The sequence below is a fragment of the Pseudomonas sp. JS3066 genome (assembly GCF_036328175.1).
Lineage (GTDB): Bacteria > Pseudomonadota > Gammaproteobacteria > Pseudomonadales > Pseudomonadaceae > Metapseudomonas.
The window spans coordinates 1,943,965-1,968,311 of sequence record NZ_CP143312.1; the positions used below are offsets into that span (position 1 = coordinate 1,943,965).

The following is a 24,347-nucleotide window of genomic DNA, read 5'->3' on the forward strand; positions in this document are numbered from 1 at the left end:
ATCTGGTGCGGTGCTATGGACGACGATCTCGACCTCCACGAACCCGAGCACGATCATCTGCTCGACAACGACGATGACCTGGATGACGAGTGCTTCGACGATGAAGACGCCGATCCGCTCGACGCCGTGGAAGGGGAGTGCGATTACTGCGGCGAACTGACCGAACGCACGGATCGGCGTGGCCAGTTCGTTTGCGGGGACTGCGCTGACTTCGATTGAAGTCAGGCGAAATGCTCGCCCTGGTCCAACACGGCCAGAGCCCATTCTTCCTGCCCTGGCTCCACCAGCGCGGCGACTCGCCAGGTCCTGACGCGGCCAACGTCTACGTGGATGAACCCCTTGGATGGATAGAAGCCCACGCCACCGGCGCCGAGGGCGCGGACCAGCCTGCCCAGACGTTCGACGCTGACGCCGGGAATACGGATGTCGGCGGCCATGCCACGGATGTGCAGGGACTGCCGGGCGGCGCCTTCCAGGGTGGCGTTGTGCTGCGGGGTGCGATAACCGCTGCTCACCAGGATGCGGGTGGGGAGCTTGTTGATGCGAAGCCAGGCCTGGATGAGGAAAAGCAGGTCGAGCAATTTGACGTTGATCTTCACCGTGCTCTTGTACTTCACGTCTCGCAGGATGCGGCAGCCCTGACGATAGCCTTCCAGGTCCCAGCCCTTGCCCTTGCGGAAGTAGCAGAAGGTGGCGACTTCTCCTGCGGCCGGGCGTTCCAGGCGCAGGTGGCGATCACGATTGAGCATGCGTGCGTGGAGGTTGCGGGGGCGCAGCGTCACCTCGATCCGGCTGGCCAGGGCGTCGCCCGCGACAAGGGCCGCGCCGAATGCTGCGAAGGCCTTGAGTACCTGGCGTCTGGAGATTCCGGGAGAGGAGGCAGCCATGGGCGACCGCTCGCTGGGAGATCAGGGTGATCGACTATACACCCGGTCGCGAAAACTGCAGAAGATTGCGGAAAAAGCCCCGCATCGCGGGGCTTTTTCGTTATTCAACGGTGGCCTTTCCTGTGCCCGTCCCGGTCTCGGTCATCGTGGTCCCGGTGGCCGTCCCAGCCACCACGGTGATCGTCGTCATCGTAGTGATGGATGATGCAGCCGCTGTTGCTGGCGAGTACGACGGCCAGCAAGGCAATCTTCACGACTTTGGCAATCATGCGCGTTACCTCTCGGGCATGAGGGATCGGATTCCCCATGTCCTTGAGACAGGTAGCTGGAGAAAAGGGTCGATCAATCGCCCGGTTTTTCCAGTCGCCGGGCGATCTGCTCCAGCAGAACCAGGTCCTGTTCGACCAGGCGGCCTTCGCTGGCTGCACGGGTGAGGCGGTCGAGCACCTGGCGGGAGCGTGGACTCAGTGTCTGTTCCGGGCCGTAATGGCCGTCTTTCGATTCGGCAATCTGCATGACGGGATTGAGCAGGTCGTTGAGCGATACCTCCAGCGCCTTGGCGATGCGTTTGAGGTCTTCGAACGAGGGCTCGCGGGTATCCCGCTCGTAGTTGCCGATACGGGATTGTGATTCCCAGCCGCACTCGTTGGCCAGGGCCTGCTGAGAGAGTCCTTTCAGCTTTCTGTAGTGCGCGATGCGCGATCCAAGCGTGTTCATGCCGCGAATCTTAATGACGGAATGAATCGTCCTTGGCTCACTTATCGTGTTTGCATGGTGTGCAAAACGTGATTATGGTAGTCCGCAATCAACGGATTGCCAAGGGCGCTCAGGGATGATGGGGAAAACCCGCAGGGGCGGGACCGGTTCACCACCAGGGATACCAGCGCCCGGTAGCGCAGGCTGCTCGGGACGCGACGGGCCTGGTGCCGCAGGTCGTGATGCGGCGTGGCGGGACCGGTCGAGAGTTTGTTGCTGGTTCTGGGCCACAGGGCCGCCTGCGTGACGGCGCCTTACTGTCTCTGGTTGCCCCCTGTCCGTGCGAGCGGGCAGGGGGCTTTTGCGTTCAGCCTAGGCGGAAGCGGTTGACCTCTGTCTGCAGTTCGCCGCCGAGGCGGGCGAGATCGACACTGGCGGCCGAGGTTTCCTCTGTGGCCGCTGCGGATTGCTCGGCCACGTCGCGAATGCTGGTGACGCTGCGGTTGATTTCTTCGGCCACGGCGCTTTGCTGCTCGGCGGCGGTGGCGATCTGCTGGTTGAGCTGCTGGATATTGGAGACCGAGTCATTGATGGCCTCCAGCGCAGTTCCGGCCTCTTTGGCAGCGTCCACCGTATGGCCGGCCTGGGTGCGGCTTCTGCCCATCATGTCCACCGCGCCCTGGGCGCCGTCCTGCAAGGTGCTGACCAGCTGCTCGATCTGCGTGGTGGATTCCTGGGTCCGGCGGGCGAGGGCGCGCACCTCGTCTGCGACGACCGCGAACCCGCGCCCGGCATCTCCCGCCCGGGCTGCTTCGATGGCGGCATTGAGGGCGAGCAGGTTGGTCTGCTCGGCGATGCTTTTGATCACGTCGAGCACGGTACCGATGTTGGTGCTGTCGTGCTTGAGTCGCTCGATGGCTCCGGCGGACTGCTCGATTGCCTGGGCCAGGTGTTCGATGCGCTCGATGGCCTGCTGCACGACGGCGGTGCCGTGCTGTGCCTGGCGATCGGCGTGGCTGGCGGAATCGGCCGCGGATTCAGCGTTACGGGCGACGTCCTGGACGGTGGCGACCATCTCATTCATGGCGGTGGCCACCTGCTCGGTTTCCATTTTCTGCTGGGTCACGCCGGCGCTGGTCTGCTCGGTCACGGCGGACATTTCCTCGGCGGCCGTGGCCAGTTGTTCGATGCCGCTGCCGAGGCGCCTGAGTAGGCTGCGCAGGCTCTCGGTCATGTCCTGCATGGCCTGCATCAGTTGACCAAGCTCATCCTTGCGATCGCTGCGGATATCCGAGGTCAGGTCACCGGCAGCCACCTTGCGGGCTTGCTGAACGGCCTGGCGAAGGGGGGCCACGATCAACTGGGCAATGATCAGGGCGGACACCAATCCGACCACGAACCCGATGGCGGCCGCCGTGACCAGGATGGTCTTGGCCTGGCGCGCGTCGGCTTCGAGCAATTGCATCTGGATGCTCAGTGCGTCGGTGGAGGAACCGGAAATACCCGAGGCGCGTTTCGTCAGCGCGGACTCGGAGTCGGCATGGAGCTGGATGCTTTGGCGCAGGTTGGCGAATTCGCTGCGGTAGCGTGCGATCTGTTTGCGCGCTGAGTCCAGGTTTTCCTGGGCTGAGGGTTCGCTGATGCGTGAGGCGAGGTCGCTGGTGCGGCTCTCGAGGCCGTCGAACAAGGCGTTGAGCTTGTCGGCGTACTGCGCATCGCCGCGCATGACGAAGTCTTTTTCGTGGCGCCGTGCGCTAAGGACGTCCTTGGCCATGCCCGACGCATGGGTCGCGGTTTCCAGCGCGCGAATACCGTCCTCGTCGCCGCTCTGCCGGATCTGCTGCAGGGCTTCCTGGGTCAGGTGCTGCTCCAGTTCATCGAACTGCTTCAGCGCCTCGCGGGCAGCCTGCTCCATATTCTGTTGGGCACTGCGTTTGTTCTTCTCCATTTCCGCCAGTCCCGTCAGGTTCTGCTGGTACTGGCCGAGATCCGTCTGGATCTGCTTCATCAGATCGATGGTGCGGGGAATGGTCATCACCTTCAGGGTGTTGTCGGCGATGCCCTGGATCTCTCCGATGATCTGCAGCGCGTTGCCGATGGCCTGTTCGTCGCTGCGGATGATGAAGTCCTTCTCGTGCTGCCGGACCTGGTAGAGCTTGGTATCGATGTCGTTGACCCGGAGCAGGATGTCGAATCGGTGCAGTGCACCTTCCAGTGCGCGCCAGCTGGTCCAGGCCACCAGCAGGGTGATGGCGAGGACCAGGCCGAATCCGGTGAGCAGCTTCTGGCGGACGCTGAGGTCGTTGAAGAAGCGTTTGATCGAACTGTTCATGGCAGACGCCTCGTATCGAGTGGGCGAAGGGGAGGCAGGGGGCGAGCGAAGGCACTGCAGGCGGGGGAGAACATCGCTTGACTTCCTGTCAGGGGGGGCGCCATCCACGGCTAATGGCTATGAGCCACCAATCTAGACGCCCCATTTCGGTGCTGTCCAGTCGGAGGGCCAATTGCTCTTGTGGATAGCCACTATTGAGGCAACTGATTTCTGTTGGTCGAGCCATCGCCATAGTCTTTACACCATGCAAAAGCGATGGAGGTGAGGCGATGTCCCACGTTGATGTCATGTCCCTGGTCGGTACTGCGGTTCCGGAAACTCTCAGGGCCGCTGGCCATATGGCCTGCTGGTTTGTGGTAGTGGACGGCGTGATGCGTTCCGGTCCCTTCACCTCCCGTGACGCGGCCGGCGCCAATCAGGCGATCTGGCAACTGGAACTGGCCCGTCGCGAAAGCAGTCCCTATCGATTGGCGGCTTGAGCCACTCGCTCCACGCAAACCCTTTTCGGCACCATGCTCCCCTTGGCCCGCCTTGATGGCGGGCATTTTGTTCTTGTGTCTCGCGTCTTGGTTAAACTGCGGTTTTTCCTGGGAATCACGCATCGTGAAGTGGGACATCTTCTGCAACGTCGTCGACAACTTTGGCGACATCGGCGTGACCTGGCGCCTGGCTCGCCAACTGGTGGCCGAGCACGGCCAGTCGGTGCGCCTTTGGGTGGATGAACCTGCCGCCTTCGCGCCGCTTTGTCCTCAAGCCGATCCAGAGGCGGAGAGCCAATGGCAACACGGCGTGGAAATCCGTCACTGGCGCCAGGATTGGCAGCCGGTGGAGGCGGCGGACGTGGTGATCGAAGCCTTCGCCTGCCAGCTTCCCGACCCGTACCTGACGGCCATGGCCGCGAGGGCGGACAAGCCCCACTGGTTGAATCTGGAATACCTCAGTGCCGAGGACTGGGTGGCCGGATGCCATGGCCTACCGTCCTTCCAGGCCAATGGCCTGCAGAAGGCTTTCTACTTTCCAGGTTTCATCGAGGGCACCGGCGGCCTGCTGAGGGAGTCCGGGCTGGTTGAACGACGCCAGGCATTCCTGGTCGATCCCGACGCGCGGCGGACCTTCCTGGAAGAACTGGGTGTTGCGCACGAGGAAGGCGCGCTGCTGATTTCGCTGTTTGCCTATGAGAACGCAGCCCTGGCCGGCTGGCTGGACATCCTGGCGGCGGGTGATCAGCCGGTGCAACTGCTGGTGCCCGTTGGTCGGGTACTGGCCGATCTGGCTGACTGGCTTGGCGAGGAACAGCTGACGGCGGGCACCGGATTCCGTCGCGGGAAACTGGCGATCCAGGTGCTGCCTTTCGTCAGCCAGGACGACTACGACAAAATCCTTTGGTGCTGCGATTTCAATGCGGTACGCGGCGAAGACTCCTTCATCCGCGCCCAATGGGCGGGGAAGCCGCTGCTCTGGCACATCTACCAGCAAGAGGAGGGCGCCCACTGGGACAAGCTGGAGGCGTTTCTTACCCTCTATTGCCGCGACCTGTCGCCGGCCGCAGCTGCTGCGCTGGCCCAAAGCTGGCGGGCCTGGAACAAGGGAGAGGGGATGGGCGAGGCCTGGAATGAGCTGTTGGCGCAATGGTCGGAAATCAGCCTGAAAGCCGAGCAGTGGTGCCTGCTGCAGGCATCGCGTGCGGACCTCGCGACGGGTCTGGTGCAGATTTGTACAAAACCGCTATGATACGCGGCCAGTTTTTTGTCACCCATCCACATCGGATATTCGTATGAAAACCGCTCAAGAGTTCCGCGCCGGCCAAGTTGCCAACATCAATGGCGCTCCCTGGGTCATCCAGAAGGCCGAGTTCAACAAGTCCGGCCGTAACAGTGCTGTCGTCAAGATGAAGCTGAAGAACCTGCTGACCGGCGCCGGCACCGAGACCGTGTTCAAGGCCGACGACAAGCTGGAGCCGGTCATCCTTGAACGCAAGGAAGTGACCTACTCCTACTTCGCCGATCCGCTGTACGTGTTCATGGACACCGAGTTCAACCAGTACGAGATCGAGAAAGCCGACCTGGAAGGCGTGCTGACCTTCATCGAAGACGGCATGACCGACGTCTGCGAAGCCGTGTTCTACAACGATCGCGTGATCTCGGTTGAACTGCCGACCACCATCGTTCGCCAGATCGCCTACACCGAGCCGTCCGTCCGTGGCGACACTTCCGGCAAGGTCATGAAGACTGCTCGCCTGAACAACGGTGCCGAGCTGCAAGTATCCGCCTTCTGCGAAATCGGTGACTCCATCGAGATCGATACCCGCACCGGCGAGTACAAGTCCCGCGTCAAGGCCTGAGCCTTTTAGCGAGACAAGAAAAAGCCCGGCATACGCCGGGCTTTTTCGTTTCTGTAGTTCTTACTTCAGGTGCTCCTTGATCGCCTCGCCGGCTTGCTGCATTGCTGCGCGGGTGCCCGGGACCTTGGCCAGCACGTTGAGCAGGCCGAAGTCGTGGATCATGCCGTTGTAGCGCACCGAGGTGACCTCGACTCCAGCGGCGTCGAGCTTGCGGGCATAGGCTTCGCCTTCATCGCGCAGCACATCGAATTCGGCGGTCTGCACCAGTGCCGGCGGCAGGCCTTTCAGCTGTTCGGTCGAAGCCTGAAGCGGCGAGGCGTAGATTTCGGCCCGCTGTTTCGGGTCAGTGGTGTAGCTGTCCCAGAACCACTTCATCATGTTGCGAGTGAGGAAGTGGCCGTTCTCGAACTGGTTGTACGAGGCGTTGTTGAAGTTCGAGTCGGTTACGGGCCACAGCAGGGCCTGGAAGCGGATCTTCGGCGTGCCCTTGTCCTTGGCCATCAGGCTGACCACGGCGGCCATGTTGCCACCGACACTGTTGCCGGCCACCGCAAGGCGTTTGCCGTCCACACCGATCTCTTTGCCGTGCTCGGCCACCCATTTGGTGGCAGCGTAGGCCTGGTTGATGGCGGTCGGGTATTTCGCCTCGGGGGAGGGCGTGTAGTTCACGTAGACCGCAACTGCGCCGGAGTTGGCCACCAGGTCTCGGATCAGGCGTTCATGGGTCGGATAGTCGCCCAGTACCCAGCCGCCCCCGTGGAAGAACATGAACACGGGCAGTTCACCCTTGGCGCCTTCAGGGCGGACGATTGTCAGGTCGATCTTCTGGCCTTCGGCTTCGATGGTCTTCTTGCTGACATCGGCTTTCGGCAGTTCCAGTTTCACACTGGCCTGCGCACCTACCAGCACCGCGCGGGCATCCTTGGGTGCCAAAGTTTCCAGGGGCTGGCCACCACCGGCTGCCAAGGCTTCGAGGAAAGCCTGGGTGTCATGTTCGACACCCGGGCTACCGGCGGCGAATGCGTGGCTCACGGAGAGGGCGAGAAGGCTGCCTGCAACTACGGTGCTGATCGATTTCATGGCGTATTCCTCTATCTGGATTAAGTTTGCTGTATAAAAGTTTGCGCGCTAAATAAGTGCTTGAGGCAGAAATTAATCCTGATTTATTTAGTGCGCAAGATAATTATTGGAAGACTTTGGAATAACGCCTGAAGGAAATGGGAATAAGGCCGTCAGACGGCCTTTCCCAGACTGTTGCGCAGGGACACGAGGTCATCCTTGAGGACACCCAGCTGATCTGTCGTGCGCTCGGTAGCCGCGAGAATACAGGCGGGCACCTTCTTGGCCTTCTCCTGCAGGGCACGGCCTTGCTCGGTGAGGCGCAGTTCCACCACACGCTCGTCCTTGCTGCTGCGAGTTCGGGTGATGAAGCCTTCGGCTTCCAGGCGCTTGAGCAGCGGAGTGAGGGAGCCCGGATCAGTGAGCATCCGGTTGCTGATTTCTCCGACCGTGATGCCGTCGCCTTCCCAGAGCACCATCATGGCGAGGTATTGCGGGTAGGTAAGGCCCAGCTCCTGGAGCAGCGGCTTGTAGACCTTGGTCATCATCAGCGAAGTGGAATAGAGGGCGAAGCAGAGCTGGTTGTCGAGCATCAGCTCCTTGCACGGGGGAGTGGACATGGTCGGTCTCCATAGGCAGTGATGGTGACCAATTTAGCGCGCAAGCCTTTCGTGGGCAAAATTCATTCTTTCCATCACCCTGCAAGACGGTCTTGTGTAGGCCACAATTTCCCGGTCGATCACTGCAAGGACTGCATCATGGACAACCTGCAAAACCCTTATCAGGTGCCCCAGGCGGAACTCACCGTCAACAGTGCCGCCGAACCGCTGCTTGCTTCACGCTGGACACGCCTGGCGGCTGCGTTGATAGATGGTCTGATCATGAGTCTGGTAACCGTGCCGGTGGCCTACTTCTCCGGCACTTTCGCCGCCGCCCAGCAGGGCATCGAGCCCAGCCTGGGCCAGCAGTTGCTGAGCCTTGTAGTCGGGATCGCAGTGTTCTTGCTGGTCAACGGGCATTTCCTCAAGAACTTCGGCCAGACGCTCGGCAAGCGCCTGCTGAAGATCGCCATCGTCAATCTCGACGGCCAGGTCCCCGAACTGGGCAACCTGCTGCTCAAGCGGTATCTGCTCTGGTGGTTGCTGGCCTATATCCCGGTCGTGGGCGTGTTGTTGGTACTGGTGGATTACCTGTTCATCTTCCGTGCCGATCGTCGTTGCCTGCATGACTTGCTGGCCGGTACCCGGGTGGTGCAGTTGCCGCGTTGATCAGATCCGCCCAAGGCTGCCCAAGGCAAGGTCCCAGGGCGGCACCGGGCCAAATCGATTCTTCAGGAACTCCAGCAGTAGCCGACTGCGCGAGCTGGCTTCCCCTTCCAGGCGCAAGGCGTAGATGCCGCTGGGCTCCGGCGGAGGCAAGCCGTCCTCGCAGAACAGCGGCACCAGTTCGCCGCGCACCAGGTGTTCGCTGATCAACCAGGTCGGCAGGTGGGCAATTCCGTGCCCCGCGACGGCACTGAAGAGCAGGGTCTCGGCATTGTTCGCGGTCATCCGCATGCGTCCGGGGCGAATGTGCTGCAACTTGCCGTCCACCTCGAAGCGCCAGGCATAGGGCGGTGCCAGGGCGTCCCAGTCGAGGCCGTCGTGGTCGGGCAGTTCGCGCGGGTTCCGGGGAATGCCGCGTCGGCGCAGATAGTCCGGGCTGGCGCAGAGAATGCGTACCAGTGGCGCTAGCGGAGTCGCGACCAGGCGGGTATCGGCAAGCGGGCCAATGCGCAGTACCAGATCCACCTGGCCGAGACTCTCGCCGTGCATGTCGATGAAGCTGTCGATCAGTCGCAGCTGCACATCGAGGCCGGGGTAGTGGGTGAGGAACTCCGCAATGGCCGGCGCCAGGTGCCTGCGGCCGAATGGGCTTGGCGCATCGATACGGATCAGCCCCTCCGGTGCGCTGCTCAGGGATACGGCTTCGGCGCGGGCCAGGCGCAGTTCCGCAAGCACCCGCTTTGCCCGTTCGGCAAAGGCCAGGCCAGCGGGCGTCGCTTTCACCGCATGGGTGTTGCGGACGAACAGGTTGCTGCCCAGGGCGCGCTCCAGGGCGTCGATGCGTCGCGCTACGGCGGAGGGTGTGAGTGGGTGACGGCGGGCGGCGGCGGAGAAGCTTCCAGCCTCCAGGACGTCGAGAAAGAGGGCCAGTTGTTCGGTCAGGGCATCGGGGTTCATCAGATTTGCCTTTGCGAATTACGCAAAGCCATTGTGCGTTGCTGTGCGTTTCCGCGACAACCGGCGGTCGGTAGCATCTTCCCATCTGTTTGGGAGGCGTCATGGATCTTTTGGCTTTTGTACTGAACGTCGCACTGGGTGCAGTGCTCGGCACCGTGGGAGGGCTCTTCGGCATTGGCGGTGGGCTGATCGCCATTCCCGCTCTGGGCGTGCTCTTCGGTCTTGATCAGCAACTGGCCCAGGGCACCGCCCTGGTAATGGTGGTGCCCAACGTGCTGTTGGCGCTGTGGCGTTACCACCAGCGCAACCGTATCGACCCACGCTACGCGACACTGCTGGCTGCCACCAGTTTCGGTTTCGCCTGGATGGCGTCGCTGTTCGCGGTTCGAGTTGATGCGGAAAGCATGCGCCTGGCGTTCGTGGCTTTCCTGCTGGCGCTTGCCGCATACAACTTCGCGCGGATGTTCATGGCCAAGGCCCAGGCCAGTTCAGAGTTGCGCCACCCCTGGCCCTGGCTCGGGGTGTTGGGCGGTATTTCAGGCGTTGCGGGTGGTCTGTTCGGGGTCGGCGGTGCGGTGATTGCGACACCGGTGCTGACCAGCGTGTTCGGCACCAGCCAGATCATGGCCCAGGGCCTGTCCCTGGCGCTGGCCGCGCCGGGCACTGCGGTTACCCTTGCCACTTACGGCCTGCACGATCACGTGAACTGGGCGATGGGCTTGCCCCTGGCGATAGGCGGCTTGCTCAGCATCAGCTGGGGCGTGCGCCTGGCTCATGCTTTGCCGGAACGAGTGTTGCGTTCGCTGTTCTGCGTCTTCTTGCTGGTGTGTGCCGCGATGCTTGGCCTCAAGTGAGGCCGATCAATTCCGGAAACCTTCCACGATATGTTCTGCCAGGGTCTCGGTTACCGGTGATTGATGGCGTTCATTGCGCAACAGCATGATGTTGCACACCGGTAACTGCGGTAGACCTTCGGCTTCACCCAGAATGCGCATGTCGGGGGTGATCAGGCTCTGCAATTGGGCGGTGATCGCCAACCCAGCGCTGACCACGGCCATGATGGCCGACAGGCTCGGGCTGGTGTAGGCCACCCTGTACTCGCGCCCAATGGCGTCCAGGGCGTTACAGGCCCAGGCGCGGCAGAAGCATTCGGAGTTGAACATGGCGAGCGGCAGAGCCGGTTGCTCGTGGGGGTTGAAGCCTATGGCCTCGGCCCAGACGATGCGCTCCTGGCGCAGGAACTCGCCGATGTCGTCGCCCGGCTTGCGGGTCACGATGGTCAGATCGAGGTCCTGGCGCTGCAGCAACTGGGCGGAGGAGTCGCAGTGCACCTCCACTTGCACCAGCGGATAGGCCTGGGCGAAGCGCGAGAGAATTCCAGGCAGGAAGCGCATCACATAGTCGTCCGGCGTGCCGATGCGCACCGAACCCACCATGTGCGGCTGGCGCAGGGTGTTCATCACCTCGCCGTGTAGCTTGAGAATGCGCCGCGCGTAGCCCAGCAGTATCTGCCCTTCGGCGGTGAGCCTGACCTGGCGGCCGTCGCGCTCGAACACCGCACGCTGTAGTACATCTTCCTCCAGCCGCTTCATCTGCATGCTCACGGCCGATTGGGTGCGATTGACCATCTCTGCTGCGCGGGTGAATCCACCATAGTCGGCGATGGCGACGAAGGTACGCAGCAGTTCGGTATCAATGGCTGGGTAGTTCATTCATCAAATCCTGAGATGTGCTTCATAAGAAACATTCGTTGGATTGATCTTAGTCCTGGTTGGAAACTGGCGCCATCCCCACTGGGAGGACACCAAGATGAAAGGTCAACACGGTTTTATCGGTACTTCGCATCACGCCGGTTTCGAACCTCATCGGGAAAGCTGGCTCGCCGCTGCCTGGCGCATGGTCAGGCGCTGGGAGCAACTGGCGTATGAGCGTGATCAACTGTCCAGGATGAGCGACGAGATGCTCAAGGACATTGGTTTGTCCCGCGCTGACGTCATGGAAGAAAGCGAGCGTCATTTCTGGGAAGACCCGCTGAAGAAGTGAAGCCTCGATGCGGCCCGCCAACGGTGAAGCGAAGGGCGGGCCGCACATTTGCTGATAGGGAAAGGAACTCATGTCGAACACTCACGAACTTGCCCAACTGAACATAGCCCTGATGAAGACGCCCCTGGACTCCCCTGGCATGGCTGATTTCGTCGCTAACCTGGCGCCGGTCAACGCCCTGGCCGAGCGTTCACCGGGCTTCGTCTGGCGGCTGCAGGACGAGGAAGGTGATGCCACTGCCATTCGCCCCTTCGGTCCTGAGGTGCTGGTCAATCTGTCGGTCTGGCGCGATGTCGCCAGCCTTACCGACTTCGTTTACCGTTCGGCCCACGTCGAGATGCTGCAACGCCGCAAGGAATGGTTCGAGCGTGCCTCCGGTATGCACCAGGTGCTCTGGTGGGTTCCCAAGGGACATCGCCCCGATGTCCGGGAAGCGGCGGCGCGTCTGGCCCGGTTGCGCGAACACGGCCCCACGCCGGAGGCCTTTACCTTCCGCCAGACCTTCCTCGCGCCGGACGAATCCGTACCGTTCGTACCCGCGGAACTGGAGCGCGAAAGCCAGGCGGGCTGATGCTACTGTGAAGCGTCTTCCCCTTGCCGGCACGGAGCCCTATGACGCTGAGTCTTTCCCTTCCCGAAGCCCGTCGCCTGGCCTTGGCTGCGCAGGGTTTCGCCCGTGCGCCACGCGGCGCCATTCGACATCGGCAATTGCAGGCGCAGCTGGAGTCGCTGGGGGTGGTGCAGATCGATTCGGTGAACGCCTTGGTGCGCTCGCACTATCTGCCGGCCTTTTCCCGCCTCGGCCACTACGATCGTGAACTGCTGGACGACCTCGCCTGGGGCAAGCCTCGGCGCCGGGCGTTGTTCGAGTATTGGGGCCATGAGGCGTCGCTGTTGCCGCTGGAACTCTATCCGCTGATGCGCTGGCGCATGCGCAGGGCGGCCAATGGCCGGGGCATCTATCAGCAGCTGGCGCGTTTCGGATTCGAACAGCGGGAAGTGATCCAGCGCGTCCTGCAGTCGGTGCGCGAGCAGGGCGCTCTTGGCGCTGGGGCGTTGAGCACGCGCGAAGAGCGGGCTGGGCCCTGGTGGGACTGGAGCGCGGAAAAGCATGCGATGGAATGGCTGTTCGCCGCTGGCGAGGTGACGGTAGCCGGGCGCCGGGGTTTCGAGCGTATCTACGACTTGCCGGAGCGGGTGATTCCCGCCGCCATTCTCAGCCAGGCCGAGATGCCCGAGGCTGAAGCGCAGCGACAATTGCTGCTGCGTGCGGCCCAGGCGCTTGGCGTGGCCACCGAGCGTGATCTGCGGGATTACTACCGTCTGGATACCGGCGACAGCCAGGCGCGCCTGGCTGAGCTGGTGGAGGACGGAGCGTTGCAGCTGGCTCAGGTCGACGGCTGGAAGCAGCCCGCCTATTGCCTGGGTGACCCCAAGGTGCCGCGCAAGGTGAAGGCCAGCGCACTGCTGTCACCTTTCGATTCGCTGATCTGGGAGCGGGGACGTACCGAGCGCCTGTTCGACTTCCGCTATCGCCTGGAAATCTACACGCCGCAGCACAAGCGCCAGTACGGCTACTACGTGCTGCCGTTCCTGCACGACGAACGCCTGGCTGCCCGCGTCGATCTGCGTGCCGAACGCGCCCAGGGCCGCCTGGCGGTGCATGCATTGCACGAAGAGGAGCGCGGTCTCAGTGAAGCCGGCATGCAGGCCTTGGCCGACAATCTGCAGGGCATGGCGTTGTGGCTGGGATTGAACGAGGTAGCAGTCACCTGCCGGCGGCCGGGGACGCTGCGGTTGCAGGCATCTCTGTCCAGGCTGGTGAGCTGATGGTGTTTTGTGGGGGCGAATTCATTCGCTATCCAGGCAGGTGGCACGGGCTGCGTTGCAGCCCTTGGCGAATGGATTCACCCCCACAGGAAGAGCGCAGTCCTAACGGCGTATCTGCTTCAGCGTCTCGGCGATCAGGAAGGCCAGTTCCAGGGATTGGTCGGCATTCAGGCGTGGGTCGCAATGGGTGTGGTAGCGGTCGGAGAGACCGTCTTCGGTGATTGGACGGGCGCCGCCGATGCATTCGGTGACATTCTGTCCGGTCATCTCGATATGGATGCCACCGGCGTAGGTGCCTTCGGCGCGGTGCACCTCGAAGAACTGCTTCACCTCACCGAGAATGGCGGCGAAGTCGCGGGTCTTGTAGCCGCTTGAAGCCTTGATGGTATTGCCGTGCATGGGGTCCGAACTCCATAGCACCTTGCGGCCTTCAGCTTCGACAGTGCGGATCAGGCGTGGCAGGTGATCGCCAACCTTTTCCGCGCCCATGCGCACGATCAGGTTGAGACGGCCGGGGTCATTGTCGGGGTTGAGGATGTCGATCAGGCGAATCAGGTCGTCGCTGTCCATGCTCGGTCCGACCTTGACCCCGATGGGGTTGCCGACGCCGCGTAGAAATTCCACGTGGGCGCCTTCCGGCTGGCGGGTTCGGTCGCCGATCCAGAGCATGTGCGCAGAGCAGTCGTACCAATTGCCGGTGAGGCTGTCGCGGCGGACAAAGGCCTGCTCGTAGTTCAGCAGGAGTGCTTCGTGGGCAGTGAAGAAGCTCGCTTCGCGCAATTGCGGTGCGCTGTCCAGGCCGCAGGCGCGCATGAAGGCCAGGGTTTCGTCGATGCGATCGGCCAACTGGCTGTACTTCTCGGTCAGCGCCGAGTTGGCGATGAAATCGAGGTTCCACTGATGCACCTGGTGCACGTCGGCGAATCCGCCCTGGGCGAAGGCGCGCAGCAGGTTGAGGCTGGCGGTGGCCTGGTGGTAAGCCTGCAGCAGGCGTTCCGGGTCCGGCACGCGGCTGGCGGCGTCGAAGCCGATGCCATTGACGATGTCGCCACGGTAGGCGGGTAGGGTCACGTCGCCTTGCGTCTCATTGCCGGAGGAGCGCGGCTTGGCGAACTGTCCGGCCATGCGACCGACTTTCACCACCGGGCAGCCGGCGGCGAAGGTCATGACGATGGCCATCTGCAGCAGCACCTTGAAGGTGTCGCGGATCTTCGCGGCGGAGAACTCGGCGAAGCTTTCCGCGCAGTCACCGCCCTGTAGCAGGAAGGCACGCCCCTCAGTCACCTCGGCAAACTGGCGGCGCAACTCGCGCGCTTCACCGGCGAACACCAGCGGCGGGTAGCTCGCCAGGGTTTGCTCGACATGCGCCAGTTTCGCGGCGTCCGGGTATTCGGGCTGCTGCTGGATGGGTTTTTCCCTCCAGCTTTCAGGGCTCCATTCTTGGCTGCTCATCAGGGTCTCGATACGGCTGCTTGCGGTAGATGAGCCATGGTACCCGAAAGGCCCCGAAGCGGCGCTAGGCACGCCAGCAGAGAAGCACGCCGCAGAGGCACAGCAGCAGGTGAATGGCGGTGCGGAAATGCGCTTCCGCCAGGCGCTTGTGCAGGTACTCCCCGACCAGCATCCCGAGTACCAGCAGCGGTGTATAGAAAACGACGCGAGGCAGCGCCGGCGTCAGGCTGCCATCGATGAGGAAAGCCAGGGTCAACAGGCTGTTGAGGCCGAACCAGACGCAGAGCAGGGTGGCGCGCAGCCGGGCCTTGTCCAGCGCGGTAGCGGCCAGGGCATGTACCAGCAATGGTCCGCCGGAAGCGAACAGGCCGTGGCTGATGCCGGCAGCGCCGGTTTGCAGGCGCGTCATCCAGGCCGGAGTGCGGCCCTGGGGAGCACCCTGGAGCAGCCCGCGCAGGGCGAACCAGAGTATCAATACGCCGAAGCCCAGCTTCATCGCCCCCTCGTCAAGCCAGGGTCGCAGTCCGTAGCCGACGAGGGTGCCGGCAAGCATGCCCGGTAGCACCGTGACCAGCAGCAGCCGCCATTGCACCAGGCGTCGATGGCGCCAGGCGAGAAACCCGCTCATGAGGATGTTCAGCGGTACCAGCACCGGAAGCAGTTCCTGGATCGGCAGCAGCAGGGCGCCCAGGGATAAGGCGACGATGGTGCTGCCGAAGCCGGTGATGGCTTCCAGGGTGTAAGCAAGCAGGATGAAACCGCCAAGGACCAGCCAGGCGAATTCCATCAATCCAGTTCCCCGACGAAACGCTGACTCATCTGCCGATAGTAGAGGGCCGGCGCCAACCTCCAGAGCAGGCTGGCGAGCCAGCTCCCGCGGTCGGGGAACAGTCGCTGCTGGCGGGTGTTCGCGCTCTTGAGTATCTCCCTGGCCATCCAGTCGGCGCTGCGCACCTTGCCCACCGTCGAGCGCGCGTGTTGCGCGGGACGACCATCGCCCCCGAGTGCGTTGCGTTCGATGGGAGTATCGAGAAAGCTGGGATAGACCATCAGCAGGCCCACGCCGTCGCGGGCAATCTCTGCGCGCAGCACTTCGAACGCCTGGGTCAGGGCGCTTTTGGCGGCGCAGTAGCCGGCGCGGCCGAGCACCGGCATCCAGCCTGCCATCGAGCCAATGGCAATCACTTGACCACGGCTGGCGCGCAGCAGCGGAAGGGCGGCCAGCGTCAGCTCCAGCGGCGCGTGGTAATCCACCGCCATCACTCGGCGCAGAACCTGTGGTGCGGTGTGGATGGTCGGCGAACGATGGGTGATGCCGGCATTGTTGATGAGCAGGTCAAGGCGGCCGAAGCGTTGGCGGCAGATGTCGACAAGCTGCCCGTGAACGTCGCTGTCCGTGATGTCGCCGGCCACACCCACGACGCGCTCGTCACCCAGTTCTGCGACTCGTGCAGCCAGTCCGGCGGCATCGAGGTCCGTCAGCAGCAGTGCGTTGCCAGCCGCGTGACAGGCGCGCGCCAGTTCCCAGCCGAGGCCGCTGGCGGCGCCGGTGATCAGGACGACTCTCATTATTCGCCTCCGCGTCAGGCCAGGTTCTGGGCGGTCATGGGCTGGCTGCTGGTGGCCAGGTCCTTGCGCAGTTCTGCGGTGTGCATGGCGATGGTGGCGCGGTAGCTGTCCTTGTGGACGTAGTAGGCCATGCGTTCGAGTTCCAGGTACTGGTATCCGCCGTCCAGGCGCAGTCCGGCGCGCTCGCGCTTGAACTGTTGGAAGGATCGGGCCGACGGGCTGCCGGATTGCAACTGGCGAATGTACAGGGCCACCAGCTCGGCTTGCTCCGCGCGGCCCTGCCAACCCAGGCCGGAGGCCTCGACCATGCCCATCATGAACAGGTCGTCGTACTCGGGGTGGAAGATGTTCAGGTAGAGCTGCGGCGCACCGGCGCGCTCAGGCCAGTTCAGCTCGGCGCGCTCGATGAAGGGGTAATCCAGCTTGTAGCCGGTGGCTTGCAGGATCAGGTCGTACTCGGCTTGGCGACCGTCGCTGAAGGTCACGCTGCGGCCGTCGATTCGGGAAATGTCCGGGCGCGCCTTGATATCGCCATGGCCCAGGTGGTGGAGCACCAGGGAGTTCATGACTGGGTGGGATTCGTAGAGCCGGTAGTCGGGGTCGGGCAGACCGTACTGTGACGGCTTGCCAACCAGCGCGCGGACGAGCAGTCCATCGACCAGTTGCTTGAGCCGGCGGGGGAGCTTCACGGCGCCGCCGAACGTATCGGTCGGGCGGCCCAAGATGAACTTGGGCAGGAAGTAGTAGCCGCGGCGCACCGAGAGGTCGACCGAGGTTGCGCGGTGCACGGCATCGACCGCGATGTCGCAGGCGGAGTTTCCGCAACCCACCAGCAACACGCGCTTGCCGTCGAAAATCGCCGGCGAGCGGTAATCCGCCGAGTGCAGCAGTTCGCCGTCGAACTGGCCGGGCAGGGCGGGGCGATTGGGTGTGTGCAAGGTGCCGTTGGCGATCAGCACGCCGTCGAAATGATCTTCACGGCGCTGGCCATCCGTTTCGCTGACCAGTTTCCAGCCCTGTTCCTGGCGTTCCAGGCGAAGCACGCGGGTGTTGAAACGGAAATGCTTGTAGAGGTCAAAGTTTTTCGCGTAATCACGGAAGTAGCGGCGCATCTCGCTGTGGTGCGGATAGGGCGCCACCTCGGCATCCATTGGGAACTCGGTGAACTCGGTGGTGCGCTTGGAGGAGATCAGGTGCGCCGAGTCGTACATGGTGCTGTGGGGGTTGTCGATGTCCCAGAGGCCGCCGACATCGCCGTTCAGTTCGAAGCCAATGAAGGGAATGCCGTGTTTCTGTAACTGGCGGGCGCTGCACAGGCCCATTGGGCCCGCGCCGATGATGGCGTACATGCTGGGTTCGACCTCTGCGCTGTTATTCTTGTGCGGTTTTCGCCCTTGGGGCGTGCGGTTCGGATTATGCCGGGAGCACCTGCTCCGGCTTCAATGGCAATAGGCGCCGGTGTTGCGCCGGGTTGGTGCGAATTGTCAGCGCCGGCCTTGAAGGAGTGATGACTTGATGTCCGAGGAGCGCCTGCTCGCGGAAGTGCATGATGAATTCGGCGTGATCCGCGTCTACGAAGTCGGCCCTTATCGCATCCTCGAATTCGGCGAAGCGGTGGAGCAGAGCTGCGTGTTCACGGCCGATCCGGCCTGGCTGGAGTACGACTACACCCGCGCCATGCTGCTGGGCGCACTCTGTCATTCGGCACCGGAAAACGCATTGTTCCTCGGCCTTGGGGCCGGGACGCTGACTCAGGCCTGCCTGAAGTTCCTGTCGCTGGAAGATGTGGAAGTGATCGAGCTGCGCGCGGATGTGCCAAGGCTGGCCATGGAGTATCTCGGCCTGACCGACGATCCCCGCCTTTACGTGCGTATTGGTGACGCCCTTGAATTGCTCGACAGCGCGGAGCCGGCGGACCTGATCTTCGTCGATCTCTACACCGACCACGGACCGGGCGTTGGCCACCTGGCGTGGAACTTCCTCGGCGCCTGTCAGAAACGCCTCAGCCCCGGCGGCTGGCTGGTGATCAACCAATGGGCGGCGGAGGACGGCAAACCCCTGGGTGCCGCTCTGCTGCGCGGGCTTTTTCATCGCCACTACTGGGAGTGCCCGGTGAAGGAAGGCAATGTGGTGCTGTTCGTGCCAGCCGACCTGGATCAGGTGCTGGATCGTGACGCGCTCCAGGCGAAAGCCGAGGCTTTGGCGCCGAGCCTGGGGTACTCACTGCAATCGCTGCTGGATGTGGTGAGGCCGGCGAGTTGAAACCTCGGGTGGATGGGGTGATGAGGTAGGAGCGAGCTTGCTCGCGAACAGCCCAGGCACGATCCTTCGCGAGCAAGCTCGCTCCTGCAGAATGTTGGTTATTTCCCCTTGAATTTCCCCTCCCGCTTTTCCAGCATCGCGCGCAGGCCTTCCTTGGCATCCTCGGTGGCCAGGAGTTGTTGTGCCGTGGCCTGAAGAGCGGCGGCCGCTAATTTCTCGCCGTCATCCAGAGTCTGGTGCGCCGACGCCAGGGTGGCACGGATGCCCAGTGGCGCCTGGGCCGCCACGCGCTCGGCGAGCCAGATGGCGCGAGGCAGCAGGTCTTCGCTGGCGAGAACTTCCTGCACAAGGCCCAGGCGATAGGCTTCGTGGGCGTCGAATTCGTCGCCGGTGAGCAGCCAGCGCATGGCGTTGCCCCAGCCAGCTATCTGGTGCAGTCGCAAGGTGGCGCCGGCGAAGGGAAAGATGCCGCGCTGTACTTCCATCTGGGCGAAGCGAGTGTTGCTGGCGCAGAGATTGATGTCGGCCGCCAGCATCAGTTCGATGCCGATGGTGTAGCAGTAGCCTTGCACCGCGACCATCAGTGGCTTGGTCAGGCGTGGGCCACCGAAGGTGCCCCAGGGGTCGATGGCGCCTGTCGGTAGCTGCCAGCCCTGCCTGAAGGTGTCACCGACACTGGCCAAGTCCAGCCCGGCGGTGAAATGCTCGCCATGGGCGAATACCAGCGCGCAGCGAGCATCGTCGTCCCGTTCGTACTCGCCCAGGGCCAGTACCAGATCATCCAGCATCGCCTGGTCGAAGGCATTGCGCTTGGGCGTGCGGTCAAGGCCGATCAGCATGATGTGGCCGCGCTTCTCACGACTGACGCGGCCGGCGGAACTGGTGGACATGGATGGCTTTCCTTTGTGGGAGTGGAAACTGGGCAGGTGGGATATAGACCCGCGTAAAGGGCTTGTCCATTGGCCCGAACCGTCTGGCGGAGCAGTTGCGGAGGTGTAGAAAAATCTGCACGCTGGCGAGATATTTCCTGTATGATGCGCGCCGGCCAACTGACGGCCCCGTTCAAGTACTGCGTTTTTTTCCGAGGCACTTTGCCTTCGGCTGCAAGTCCGCGCAGCGGACTACCCTTGACGATTCATCCATTCCCAATAAAGCGATCACGCAAATTCTCTACCAGGCTGCCAGGGTGACCCACAAGGTCCTTCACGGCATGTGCAGCCATGGAACAAGGGTCTTTGCGGATGCACACGAGGCAGACCCATGACCCAGGAAATCGGCACTTTCGCCGCGCTCGGCATTCATCCCAACGTACTAGCTGCTATTGCCGCGGTTGGCTATGAAGAGCCGTCCCCCATCCAGGCCCAATCGATTCCGGTAATCCTTGCCGGTCACGACATGATTGGCCAGGCCCAGACCGGTACCGGCAAGACTGCAGCCTTCGCGCTGCCGATCCTGTCGCGCATCGATCCGGCCAAACGAGAGCCGCAGGCGCTGATCCTGGCACCGACCCGCGAGCTCGCACTGCAAGTTGCCACCGCTTTCGAAACCTACGCCAAGCAGATGCCAGGCCTGAACGTGGTCGCCGTATACGGCGGCGCGCCCATGGGGCCGCAACTCAAGGCCCTGCGCCAGGGTGCCCAGGTAATCGTGGCTACCCCCGGCCGTCTGTGCGACCACCTGCGTCGCGATGACAAGATGCTCGCCACCGTGCAGCAACTGGTGCTGGACGAAGCGGATGAAATGCTCAAGCTCGGCTTCATGGACGACCTCGAAGTAATCTTCGAAGCACTCCCGGAAAGCCGCCAGAGCGTGCTGTTCTCCGCGACCCTGCCGCCGTCGATCCGTTCCATCGCCGAGCGTCACCTGCAGAACCCGCAACACGTCAAGATCGCCGCCAAGACCCAGACCGTGGCGCGCATCGAGCAGGCTCACCTGATGGTCCACGCGGACCAGAAGACCGCAGCCGTCCTGCGTCTGCTGGAAGTCGAGGAGTTCGACGCGCTTATCGCCTTCGTGCGTACCAAGCAGGCCACCCTGGACCTGGCCAGCGCGCTGGAAGCCAAGGGCTACAAAGCCGCCGCGCTGAACGGTGACATCGCTCAGAACCAGCGTGAGCGGGTGATCGAGTCGCTGAAGGATGGCCGTCTGGACATCGTGGTCGCCACCGACGTTGCCGCTCGCGGTATCGACGTGCCGCGCATCACCCACGTGTTCAACGTGGACATGCCCTACGATCCGGAATCCTACGTGCACCGTATCGGCCGTACCGGCCGAGCCGGCCGTGACGGTCGCGCGCTGCTGCTGGTGACCCCGCGCGAGCGCCGCATGCTGCAAGTGATCGAGCGTGTGACTGGCCAGAAGGTCGCTGAAGTGCGCCTGCCCAACGCCCAACAGGTTCTGGACGCGCGCATCAAGAAGCTCACCACCAGCCTCAATCCGCTTGTGGCCGATGCTGAAGCCAGCCACGGCGAGCTGCTTGATCGCCTGATCGCCGATATCGGTTGCAGCCCGCGAGCCCTGGCCTCGGCGCTGCTGCGCAAGGCCACCAATGGCCAGGCGCTCAACCTTGCCGACGTCGAGCGTGAGCAACCTCTGGTGCCGAGCTCCCAGCCGCGTGAGCGTCGCGAGCGTGACGGTGGCGAGCGTAGTGAGCGTGGTGAGTACCGCGAGCGCCGTGCGCCCATGCCGCTGGCCGAAGGCCGTGTGCGTTGCCGTACCGCCCTGGGTACTCGCGACGGCATCGCCGCGAAGAACCTGCTGGGTGCCATCCTCAATGAGGGCGGCATTGCCCGCGACGCCATCGGTCGCATTCAGATCCGCGAAACCTTCAGTCTGATCGAACTGCCGGAAGAAGGCCTCGATCGCCTTCTGGGCAAGCTGAAGGACACGCGAGTCGCCGGCAAGCAGCTGAAGCTGCGTCGCTATCGCGAAGATTGATTCGCATAGCCGTAAACAGGAAAGCCCCGCATTAGCGGGGCTTTTTTGTGTCCGTTGTTGAGTTATCGATTCTATTTAGGGGCGAATTCATTCGCCCCTAAACAGAGCATCGCCGTTCAGTCGAACCGATAGATATCCATCCCTAGGGCTCCCAGCGTGAAGCCGCTGTGCACCAGGCCGAAGCGGTCGCCAGCGCCTCGGGCGAAATAGAGCGGCAGCAGGTGCTCGTCCCGTGGGTGGTTGCGTGCGGCATGGGGCGCCAGTCTACGGTAGTCATGCAAGGCTGCTTCATCGTCGGCTGCGAGGTGCGCCACCATCCAGTCGCGGAATTCCTTTGCCCAGGGCTTGATAGCTTCGGGGCCTGCATGCCAGTCCAGTTCGCCCAGGTTGTGGGTGATGCTGCCAGAGCCAATCAGCAGGATTCCGCGTTGGCGCAGGTCTGCCAGTGCATGGCCGACGCGAGTCTGAAAGGCAGGGCCAAGACGGCTCGGCAATGACAGCTGGACCACCGGAATAGCGGCATCCGGATACATCAACGACAGTGGGACCCAGGTGCCATGGTCGAAGGGGCGTTCCGCGTCGATGCCAGCAGGGAGAGCGGCCTCGGTCAGCAGGCCGGCGATTTCTTCGGCCAGCTCGGGCGCTCCGGGCGCTGGGTATTGCACGGCGTAGAGCGGCGGTGGAAAGCCGTAGAAGTCGTGCCAGGTTTCCGGGTGCGCAGCGCCGCTCAACAGCAGCTGATTGCTTTCCCAGTGGGCGGAAACCACCAGGATCGCCTTGGGGCGGGGCAGCGCGTCAGCCAGGGCTTTGAGTGCAGGGCCGCTTTCGCCGGGCTCCAGGGCGAGCATGGGGGAGCCGTGGGAGATGTAGAGGCTGGGTAGCATTTCGGAATTCCTCCGGTAGGATTCCGGCATCATCCGGGCTGGATATATGGATATCCAGCATAAATATTTGAGCGATTTGATCGAATTGATGGAGGTTTCATGGACGAGCAGTTCTGGCAGTCGCGCTGGGCGCAGAATCAGATCGGTTTCCACCTGCGCGAGATCAATCCCTATCTCGAGCGCTACTGGCCGAAGCTGGGTCTGGCGCAGGGTTGCCAGGTGCTGGTGCCGCTTTGTGGTAAGACCCTGGACCTGGTCTGGCTGGCAGGGCAGGGCCACAAAGTGCTGGGTGTCGAGCTGGCCGAGCGTGCGGTGGAGGATTTCTTTACCGAGCAGGGGCTGACCCCCGATGTATCGCAACAGGGCGCGCTGCGCCGCTATAGCATGGGTGACATCGAGATTCTCCAGGGTGACTTCTTCGCCGTCACCGCTGCTGATGTCGCCGATTGTCAGGCACTCTACGATCGCGCTGCGCTGATTGCGCTGCCGCCCTCGATGCGTGATGACTATATGGCGCACCTGCATCGCATCCTGCCCGCGCGCTGTGACGGACTGATGGTGACGCTGGACTACGAGCAGGCGCGCCTCGAGGGTCCGCCGTTCTCGGTGCCCGAATCCGAAGTGCACAGGCATCTGGCGGCGAGCTGGGAGGTGGAGATGCTGGAGCGCAACGACGTGCTGGAGAAGAACTGGAAGTTCGCCTCTCGCGGGCTGGATAGCCTGCATGAACCGGTGTTCCGTCTGAGACGCAGATAACCTTTCGCTGCGTGTTCACGTTGGGGCACGAAATGCTGGCCTTCGCTAAGCCCAGCCACAACCTTCGGTTCGGAGCCAGCCCGCAGGCAAAAAAAGGGCGGCCAATTGGCCGCCCAAGTCAGTGTGATTCGTTTCAGCCGCGGCGGCGCAGGGCCTCGATGCGGTCTTCCAGCGGCGGGTGGCTCATCAGCAGGCCGGCGAGGCCATGCTTCAGGCCGCCGTTGATGCCGAAGGCAGTCAGGCTGTCAGGCATTTGTACCGGCACGCCTTGCTCGGCGCGCAGGCGCTGCAGGGCGCCGATCATCGCGTTGGTGCCGGCCAGGTTGGCGCCGGCTTCATCGGCGCGGAATTCGCGGCGGCGCGAGAACCACATGACGATGATGCTGGCGAGGATGCCCAGGACCAGTTCAGCGAAGATGGTGGCGATGAAGTAGCCGATGCCCGGACCTTCCTCGTTCTTCAGGATCACCTTGTCGACGAAGTTGCCGAAGATGCGCGCGAAGAACATCACGAAGGTGTTCACCACTCCTTGGATCAGTGCCAGGGTGACCATGTCGCCATTGGCGACGTGACCGATCTCGTGGGCCAGCACGGCCTTCACTTCGTCGGGGGAGAATCGCTCCAGCAGGCCTTGGCTCACGGCCACCAGCGCGTCGTTCTTGTTCCAGCCGGTGGCGAACGCGTTCGCTTCGTATGCGGGGAATATGCCGACTTCCGGCATCTTGATGCCGGCTTCGCGGGACAGTTGTTCGACGGTCTGCAGCAGCCACTGTTCGTGGCGAGTGCGCGGCTGGGTGATGATTTCAGTGCCGGTGCTCATCTTCGCCATCCACTTGGAGATGAACAGCGAAACCAGCGAGCCGGCGAAACCGAACACGGCGCAGAAGACCAGCAGGCTGCCGTAGTTCTGGCCGGTGAAACGGTCTACGCCCAGCAGTTTCAGCGTGATGCTGGCAATCACCAGGACTGCAAGGTTTGTGGCCAGGAACAACAGAATGCGCATCATGATTGGAACAATCTCCTCACGGCGGAAAGCGGTTTGGTATGCGGGGTATATAAGGGGCGGCCCTGGCGTAT

At 62.9% G+C, this 24,347-nt stretch carries 27 protein-coding genes and 1 pseudogene; 12 read left to right on the forward strand and 16 right to left on the reverse strand.

Features of this window, described 5'->3' with window-relative positions:
• The first annotated feature begins 15 nt into the window (after window positions 1-15).
• Window positions 16-219, forward strand: a complete 204-nt coding sequence (locus SA496_RS09050; protein ID WP_330115299.1) for a hypothetical protein — start codon at window positions 16-18, stop codon at window positions 217-219.
• A gap of 2 nt (window positions 220-221) precedes the next feature.
• Here the strand turns inward: SA496_RS09050 and SA496_RS09055 are convergent, their stop codons facing one another.
• The 5 genes and pseudogenes from SA496_RS09055 to SA496_RS29140 form a co-directional block, all read right to left on the reverse strand.
• Window positions 222-887, reverse strand: coding sequence for a YcbK family protein (locus SA496_RS09055; RefSeq protein WP_153920227.1), 666 nt, complete (start codon window positions 885-887; stop codon window positions 222-224).
• 104 nt (window positions 888-991) lie between these two features.
• Window positions 992-1,156 carry a hypothetical protein gene (locus tag SA496_RS09060; protein ID WP_153920229.1) on the reverse strand — a complete coding sequence of 55 codons (165 nt, stop codon included), beginning with the start codon at window positions 1,154-1,156 and terminating at the stop codon, window positions 992-994.
• A 73-nt stretch (window positions 1,157-1,229) separates the two neighbouring features.
• Complete coding sequence (locus tag SA496_RS09065; protein WP_120651533.1) at window positions 1,230-1,604, reverse strand: helix-turn-helix domain-containing protein; 375 nt, start codon at window positions 1,602-1,604, stop codon at window positions 1,230-1,232.
• Between the two features lie 346 nt (window positions 1,605-1,950).
• Window positions 1,951-2,835, reverse strand: coding sequence for a methyl-accepting chemotaxis protein (locus tag SA496_RS29135; RefSeq protein ID WP_377668760.1), 885 nt, complete (start codon window positions 2,833-2,835; stop codon window positions 1,951-1,953).
• Window positions 2,812-3,915, reverse strand: a pseudogene (locus SA496_RS29140) (methyl-accepting chemotaxis protein); the annotation flags it as partial. The gene SA496_RS29135 and the pseudogene SA496_RS29140, both read right to left, overlap by 24 nt.
• A gap of 269 nt (window positions 3,916-4,184) precedes the next feature.
• Here SA496_RS29140 and SA496_RS09075 point away from each other — a divergent pair.
• The 3 genes from SA496_RS09075 to efp all read left to right on the forward strand — a co-directional run bounded on the left by SA496_RS09075 (window position 4,185) and on the right by efp (window position 6,256).
• Window positions 4,185-4,394, forward strand: a complete 210-nt coding sequence (locus SA496_RS09075; RefSeq protein WP_120651531.1) for a hypothetical protein — start codon at window positions 4,185-4,187, stop codon at window positions 4,392-4,394.
• 121 nt (window positions 4,395-4,515) lie between these two features.
• Window positions 4,516-5,646, forward strand: coding sequence for an elongation factor P maturation arginine rhamnosyltransferase EarP (earP, locus tag SA496_RS09080; RefSeq protein ID WP_256661029.1), 1,131 nt, complete (start codon window positions 4,516-4,518; stop codon window positions 5,644-5,646).
• 43 nt (window positions 5,647-5,689) lie between these two features.
• Window positions 5,690-6,256, forward strand: coding sequence for an elongation factor P (efp, locus tag SA496_RS09085; protein ID WP_120651529.1), 567 nt, complete (start codon window positions 5,690-5,692; stop codon window positions 6,254-6,256).
• A gap of 60 nt (window positions 6,257-6,316) precedes the next feature.
• Here efp and SA496_RS09090 read toward each other — a convergent pair whose 3' ends face one another.
• Window positions 6,317-7,336: an alpha/beta hydrolase gene (locus SA496_RS09090; protein WP_153920235.1), complete on the reverse strand. Its 1,020-nt coding sequence runs from the start codon at window positions 7,334-7,336 to the stop codon at window positions 6,317-6,319.
• A gap of 152 nt (window positions 7,337-7,488) precedes the next feature.
• Window positions 7,489-7,935: a MarR family winged helix-turn-helix transcriptional regulator gene (locus SA496_RS09095; RefSeq protein WP_120651527.1), complete on the reverse strand. Its 447-nt coding sequence runs from the start codon at window positions 7,933-7,935 to the stop codon at window positions 7,489-7,491.
• Window positions 7,936-8,073: 138 nt separating this feature from the next.
• Between SA496_RS09095 and SA496_RS09100 the strand changes: the two genes are divergently transcribed.
• Window positions 8,074-8,583, forward strand: coding sequence for an RDD family protein (locus SA496_RS09100; protein ID WP_120651526.1), 510 nt, complete (start codon window positions 8,074-8,076; stop codon window positions 8,581-8,583).
• On the opposite strand, the gene SA496_RS09105 is transcribed toward SA496_RS09100, so the two are convergent.
• Complete coding sequence (locus SA496_RS09105) at window positions 8,584-9,537, reverse strand: LysR family transcriptional regulator (protein ID WP_330115300.1); 954 nt, start codon at window positions 9,535-9,537, stop codon at window positions 8,584-8,586.
• A 101-nt stretch (window positions 9,538-9,638) separates the two neighbouring features.
• Here SA496_RS09105 and SA496_RS09110 point away from each other — a divergent pair, with 101 nt between their 5' ends.
• Window positions 9,639-10,391: a sulfite exporter TauE/SafE family protein gene (locus SA496_RS09110; protein ID WP_330115301.1), complete on the forward strand. Its 753-nt coding sequence runs from the start codon at window positions 9,639-9,641 to the stop codon at window positions 10,389-10,391.
• Window positions 10,392-10,397: 6 nt separating this feature from the next.
• Here the strand turns inward: SA496_RS09110 and SA496_RS09115 are convergent, their stop codons facing one another.
• Window positions 10,398-11,249 carry a LysR substrate-binding domain-containing protein gene (locus SA496_RS09115; RefSeq protein WP_120651523.1) on the reverse strand — a complete coding sequence of 284 codons (852 nt, stop codon included), beginning with the start codon at window positions 11,247-11,249 and terminating at the stop codon, window positions 10,398-10,400.
• Window positions 11,250-11,346: 97 nt separating this feature from the next.
• On the opposite strand from SA496_RS09115, the gene SA496_RS09120 reads away from it, so the two are divergent.
• The 3 genes from SA496_RS09120 to SA496_RS09130 all read left to right on the forward strand — a co-directional run bounded on the left by SA496_RS09120 (window position 11,347) and on the right by SA496_RS09130 (window position 13,410).
• Window positions 11,347-11,580, forward strand: a complete 234-nt coding sequence (locus SA496_RS09120) for a DUF1127 domain-containing protein (RefSeq protein WP_120651522.1) — start codon at window positions 11,347-11,349, stop codon at window positions 11,578-11,580.
• A gap of 70 nt (window positions 11,581-11,650) precedes the next feature.
• The gene (locus SA496_RS09125) at window positions 11,651-12,151 is read left to right on the forward strand and encodes a DUF3291 domain-containing protein (RefSeq protein WP_330115302.1); all 501 of its coding nucleotides are present in this window, start codon (window positions 11,651-11,653) and stop codon (window positions 12,149-12,151) included.
• A gap of 41 nt (window positions 12,152-12,192) precedes the next feature.
• Window positions 12,193-13,410, forward strand: coding sequence for a winged helix-turn-helix domain-containing protein (locus SA496_RS09130; protein WP_153920239.1), 1,218 nt, complete (start codon window positions 12,193-12,195; stop codon window positions 13,408-13,410).
• 102 nt (window positions 13,411-13,512) lie between these two features.
• Here the strand turns inward: SA496_RS09130 and SA496_RS09135 are convergent, their stop codons facing one another.
• The 4 genes from SA496_RS09135 to SA496_RS09150 all read right to left on the reverse strand — a co-directional run bounded on the left by SA496_RS09135 (window position 13,513) and on the right by SA496_RS09150 (window position 17,780).
• Window positions 13,513-14,862 (reverse strand): class II 3-deoxy-7-phosphoheptulonate synthase, encoded by a 1,350-nt coding sequence (locus tag SA496_RS09135; protein ID WP_330115303.1) that lies wholly within the window; start codon window positions 14,860-14,862, stop codon window positions 13,513-13,515.
• Window positions 14,863-14,926: 64 nt separating this feature from the next.
• Window positions 14,927-15,649: a sulfite exporter TauE/SafE family protein gene (locus SA496_RS09140; protein WP_330115304.1), complete on the reverse strand. Its 723-nt coding sequence runs from the start codon at window positions 15,647-15,649 to the stop codon at window positions 14,927-14,929.
• Window positions 15,649-16,431, reverse strand: coding sequence for an SDR family oxidoreductase (locus SA496_RS09145; protein ID WP_120651517.1), 783 nt, complete (start codon window positions 16,429-16,431; stop codon window positions 15,649-15,651). The genes SA496_RS09140 and SA496_RS09145 overlap by 1 nt, the downstream gene beginning before the upstream one ends.
• A gap of 14 nt (window positions 16,432-16,445) precedes the next feature.
• Window positions 16,446-17,780, reverse strand: coding sequence for a flavin-containing monooxygenase (locus SA496_RS09150; protein ID WP_330115305.1), 1,335 nt, complete (start codon window positions 17,778-17,780; stop codon window positions 16,446-16,448).
• 166 nt (window positions 17,781-17,946) lie between these two features.
• Between SA496_RS09150 and SA496_RS09155 the strand changes: the two genes are divergently transcribed.
• Window positions 17,947-18,693 carry a spermidine synthase gene (locus SA496_RS09155; protein WP_120651515.1) on the forward strand — a complete coding sequence of 249 codons (747 nt, stop codon included), beginning with the start codon at window positions 17,947-17,949 and terminating at the stop codon, window positions 18,691-18,693.
• A gap of 98 nt (window positions 18,694-18,791) precedes the next feature.
• Here the strand turns inward: SA496_RS09155 and SA496_RS09160 are convergent, their stop codons facing one another.
• Complete coding sequence (locus SA496_RS09160) at window positions 18,792-19,583, reverse strand: crotonase/enoyl-CoA hydratase family protein (RefSeq protein WP_120651514.1); 792 nt, start codon at window positions 19,581-19,583, stop codon at window positions 18,792-18,794.
• 370 nt (window positions 19,584-19,953) lie between these two features.
• Here SA496_RS09160 and SA496_RS09165 point away from each other — a divergent pair, with 370 nt between their 5' ends.
• Window positions 19,954-21,630, forward strand: a complete 1,677-nt coding sequence (locus tag SA496_RS09165) for a DEAD/DEAH box helicase (protein ID WP_120651513.1) — start codon at window positions 19,954-19,956, stop codon at window positions 21,628-21,630.
• Window positions 21,631-21,746: 116 nt separating this feature from the next.
• Here the strand turns inward: SA496_RS09165 and SA496_RS09170 are convergent, their stop codons facing one another.
• Complete coding sequence (locus SA496_RS09170) at window positions 21,747-22,514, reverse strand: DODA-type extradiol aromatic ring-opening family dioxygenase (protein ID WP_153920243.1); 768 nt, start codon at window positions 22,512-22,514, stop codon at window positions 21,747-21,749.
• A gap of 99 nt (window positions 22,515-22,613) precedes the next feature.
• On the opposite strand from SA496_RS09170, the gene SA496_RS09175 reads away from it, so the two are divergent.
• Window positions 22,614-23,270: a thiopurine S-methyltransferase gene (locus SA496_RS09175; RefSeq protein ID WP_330115306.1), complete on the forward strand. Its 657-nt coding sequence runs from the start codon at window positions 22,614-22,616 to the stop codon at window positions 23,268-23,270.
• 133 nt (window positions 23,271-23,403) lie between these two features.
• Here SA496_RS09175 and htpX read toward each other — a convergent pair whose 3' ends face one another.
• Window positions 23,404-24,276, reverse strand: coding sequence for a protease HtpX (gene htpX, locus SA496_RS09180; protein ID WP_120651510.1), 873 nt, complete (start codon window positions 24,274-24,276; stop codon window positions 23,404-23,406).
• Window positions 24,277-24,347: the final 71 nt, after the last annotated feature.

What these genes read in the sequence shown, in the direction of transcription:
- SA496_RS09050 (WP_330115299.1), top strand. Translation starts at nt 16, where the DNA reads ATGGACGACGATCTCGACCTCCACGAACCCGAGCACGATCATCTGCTC.
- SA496_RS09055 (WP_153920227.1), bottom strand. Translation starts at nt 887, where the DNA reads ATGGCTGCCTCCTCTCCCGGAATCTCCAGACGCCAGGTACTCAAGGCC.
- SA496_RS09060 (WP_153920229.1), bottom strand. Translation starts at nt 1,156, where the DNA reads ATGATTGCCAAAGTCGTGAAGATTGCCTTGCTGGCCGTCGTACTCGCC.
- SA496_RS09065 (WP_120651533.1), bottom strand. Translation starts at nt 1,604, where the DNA reads ATGAACACGCTTGGATCGCGCATCGCGCACTACAGAAAGCTGAAAGGA.
- SA496_RS29135 (WP_377668760.1), bottom strand. Translation starts at nt 2,835, where the DNA reads ATGCAGGCCATGCAGGACATGACCGAGAGCCTGCGCAGCCTACTCAGG.
- SA496_RS09075 (WP_120651531.1), top strand. Translation starts at nt 4,185, where the DNA reads ATGTCCCACGTTGATGTCATGTCCCTGGTCGGTACTGCGGTTCCGGAA.
- efp (WP_120651529.1), top strand. Translation starts at nt 5,690, where the DNA reads ATGAAAACCGCTCAAGAGTTCCGCGCCGGCCAAGTTGCCAACATCAAT.
- SA496_RS09090 (WP_153920235.1), bottom strand. Translation starts at nt 7,336, where the DNA reads ATGAAATCGATCAGCACCGTAGTTGCAGGCAGCCTTCTCGCCCTCTCC.
- SA496_RS09095 (WP_120651527.1), bottom strand. Translation starts at nt 7,935, where the DNA reads ATGTCCACTCCCCCGTGCAAGGAGCTGATGCTCGACAACCAGCTCTGC.
- SA496_RS09100 (WP_120651526.1), top strand. Translation starts at nt 8,074, where the DNA reads ATGGACAACCTGCAAAACCCTTATCAGGTGCCCCAGGCGGAACTCACC.
- SA496_RS09105 (WP_330115300.1), bottom strand. Translation starts at nt 9,537, where the DNA reads ATGAACCCCGATGCCCTGACCGAACAACTGGCCCTCTTTCTCGACGTC.
- SA496_RS09110 (WP_330115301.1), top strand. Translation starts at nt 9,639, where the DNA reads ATGGATCTTTTGGCTTTTGTACTGAACGTCGCACTGGGTGCAGTGCTC.
- SA496_RS09115 (WP_120651523.1), bottom strand. Translation starts at nt 11,249, where the DNA reads ATGAACTACCCAGCCATTGATACCGAACTGCTGCGTACCTTCGTCGCC.
- SA496_RS09120 (WP_120651522.1), top strand. Translation starts at nt 11,347, where the DNA reads ATGAAAGGTCAACACGGTTTTATCGGTACTTCGCATCACGCCGGTTTC.
- SA496_RS09125 (WP_330115302.1), top strand. Translation starts at nt 11,651, where the DNA reads ATGTCGAACACTCACGAACTTGCCCAACTGAACATAGCCCTGATGAAG.
- SA496_RS09130 (WP_153920239.1), top strand. Translation starts at nt 12,193, where the DNA reads ATGACGCTGAGTCTTTCCCTTCCCGAAGCCCGTCGCCTGGCCTTGGCT.
- SA496_RS09135 (WP_330115303.1), bottom strand. Translation starts at nt 14,862, where the DNA reads ATGAGCAGCCAAGAATGGAGCCCTGAAAGCTGGAGGGAAAAACCCATC.
- SA496_RS09140 (WP_330115304.1), bottom strand. Translation starts at nt 15,649, where the DNA reads ATGGAATTCGCCTGGCTGGTCCTTGGCGGTTTCATCCTGCTTGCTTAC.
- SA496_RS09145 (WP_120651517.1), bottom strand. Translation starts at nt 16,431, where the DNA reads ATGAGAGTCGTCCTGATCACCGGCGCCGCCAGCGGCCTCGGCTGGGAA.
- SA496_RS09150 (WP_330115305.1), bottom strand. Translation starts at nt 17,780, where the DNA reads ATGTACGCCATCATCGGCGCGGGCCCAATGGGCCTGTGCAGCGCCCGC.
- SA496_RS09155 (WP_120651515.1), top strand. Translation starts at nt 17,947, where the DNA reads ATGTCCGAGGAGCGCCTGCTCGCGGAAGTGCATGATGAATTCGGCGTG.
- SA496_RS09160 (WP_120651514.1), bottom strand. Translation starts at nt 19,583, where the DNA reads ATGTCCACCAGTTCCGCCGGCCGCGTCAGTCGTGAGAAGCGCGGCCAC.
- SA496_RS09165 (WP_120651513.1), top strand. Translation starts at nt 19,954, where the DNA reads ATGACCCAGGAAATCGGCACTTTCGCCGCGCTCGGCATTCATCCCAAC.
- SA496_RS09170 (WP_153920243.1), bottom strand. Translation starts at nt 22,514, where the DNA reads ATGCTACCCAGCCTCTACATCTCCCACGGCTCCCCCATGCTCGCCCTG.
- SA496_RS09175 (WP_330115306.1), top strand. Translation starts at nt 22,614, where the DNA reads ATGGACGAGCAGTTCTGGCAGTCGCGCTGGGCGCAGAATCAGATCGGT.
- htpX (WP_120651510.1), bottom strand. Translation starts at nt 24,276, where the DNA reads ATGATGCGCATTCTGTTGTTCCTGGCCACAAACCTTGCAGTCCTGGTG.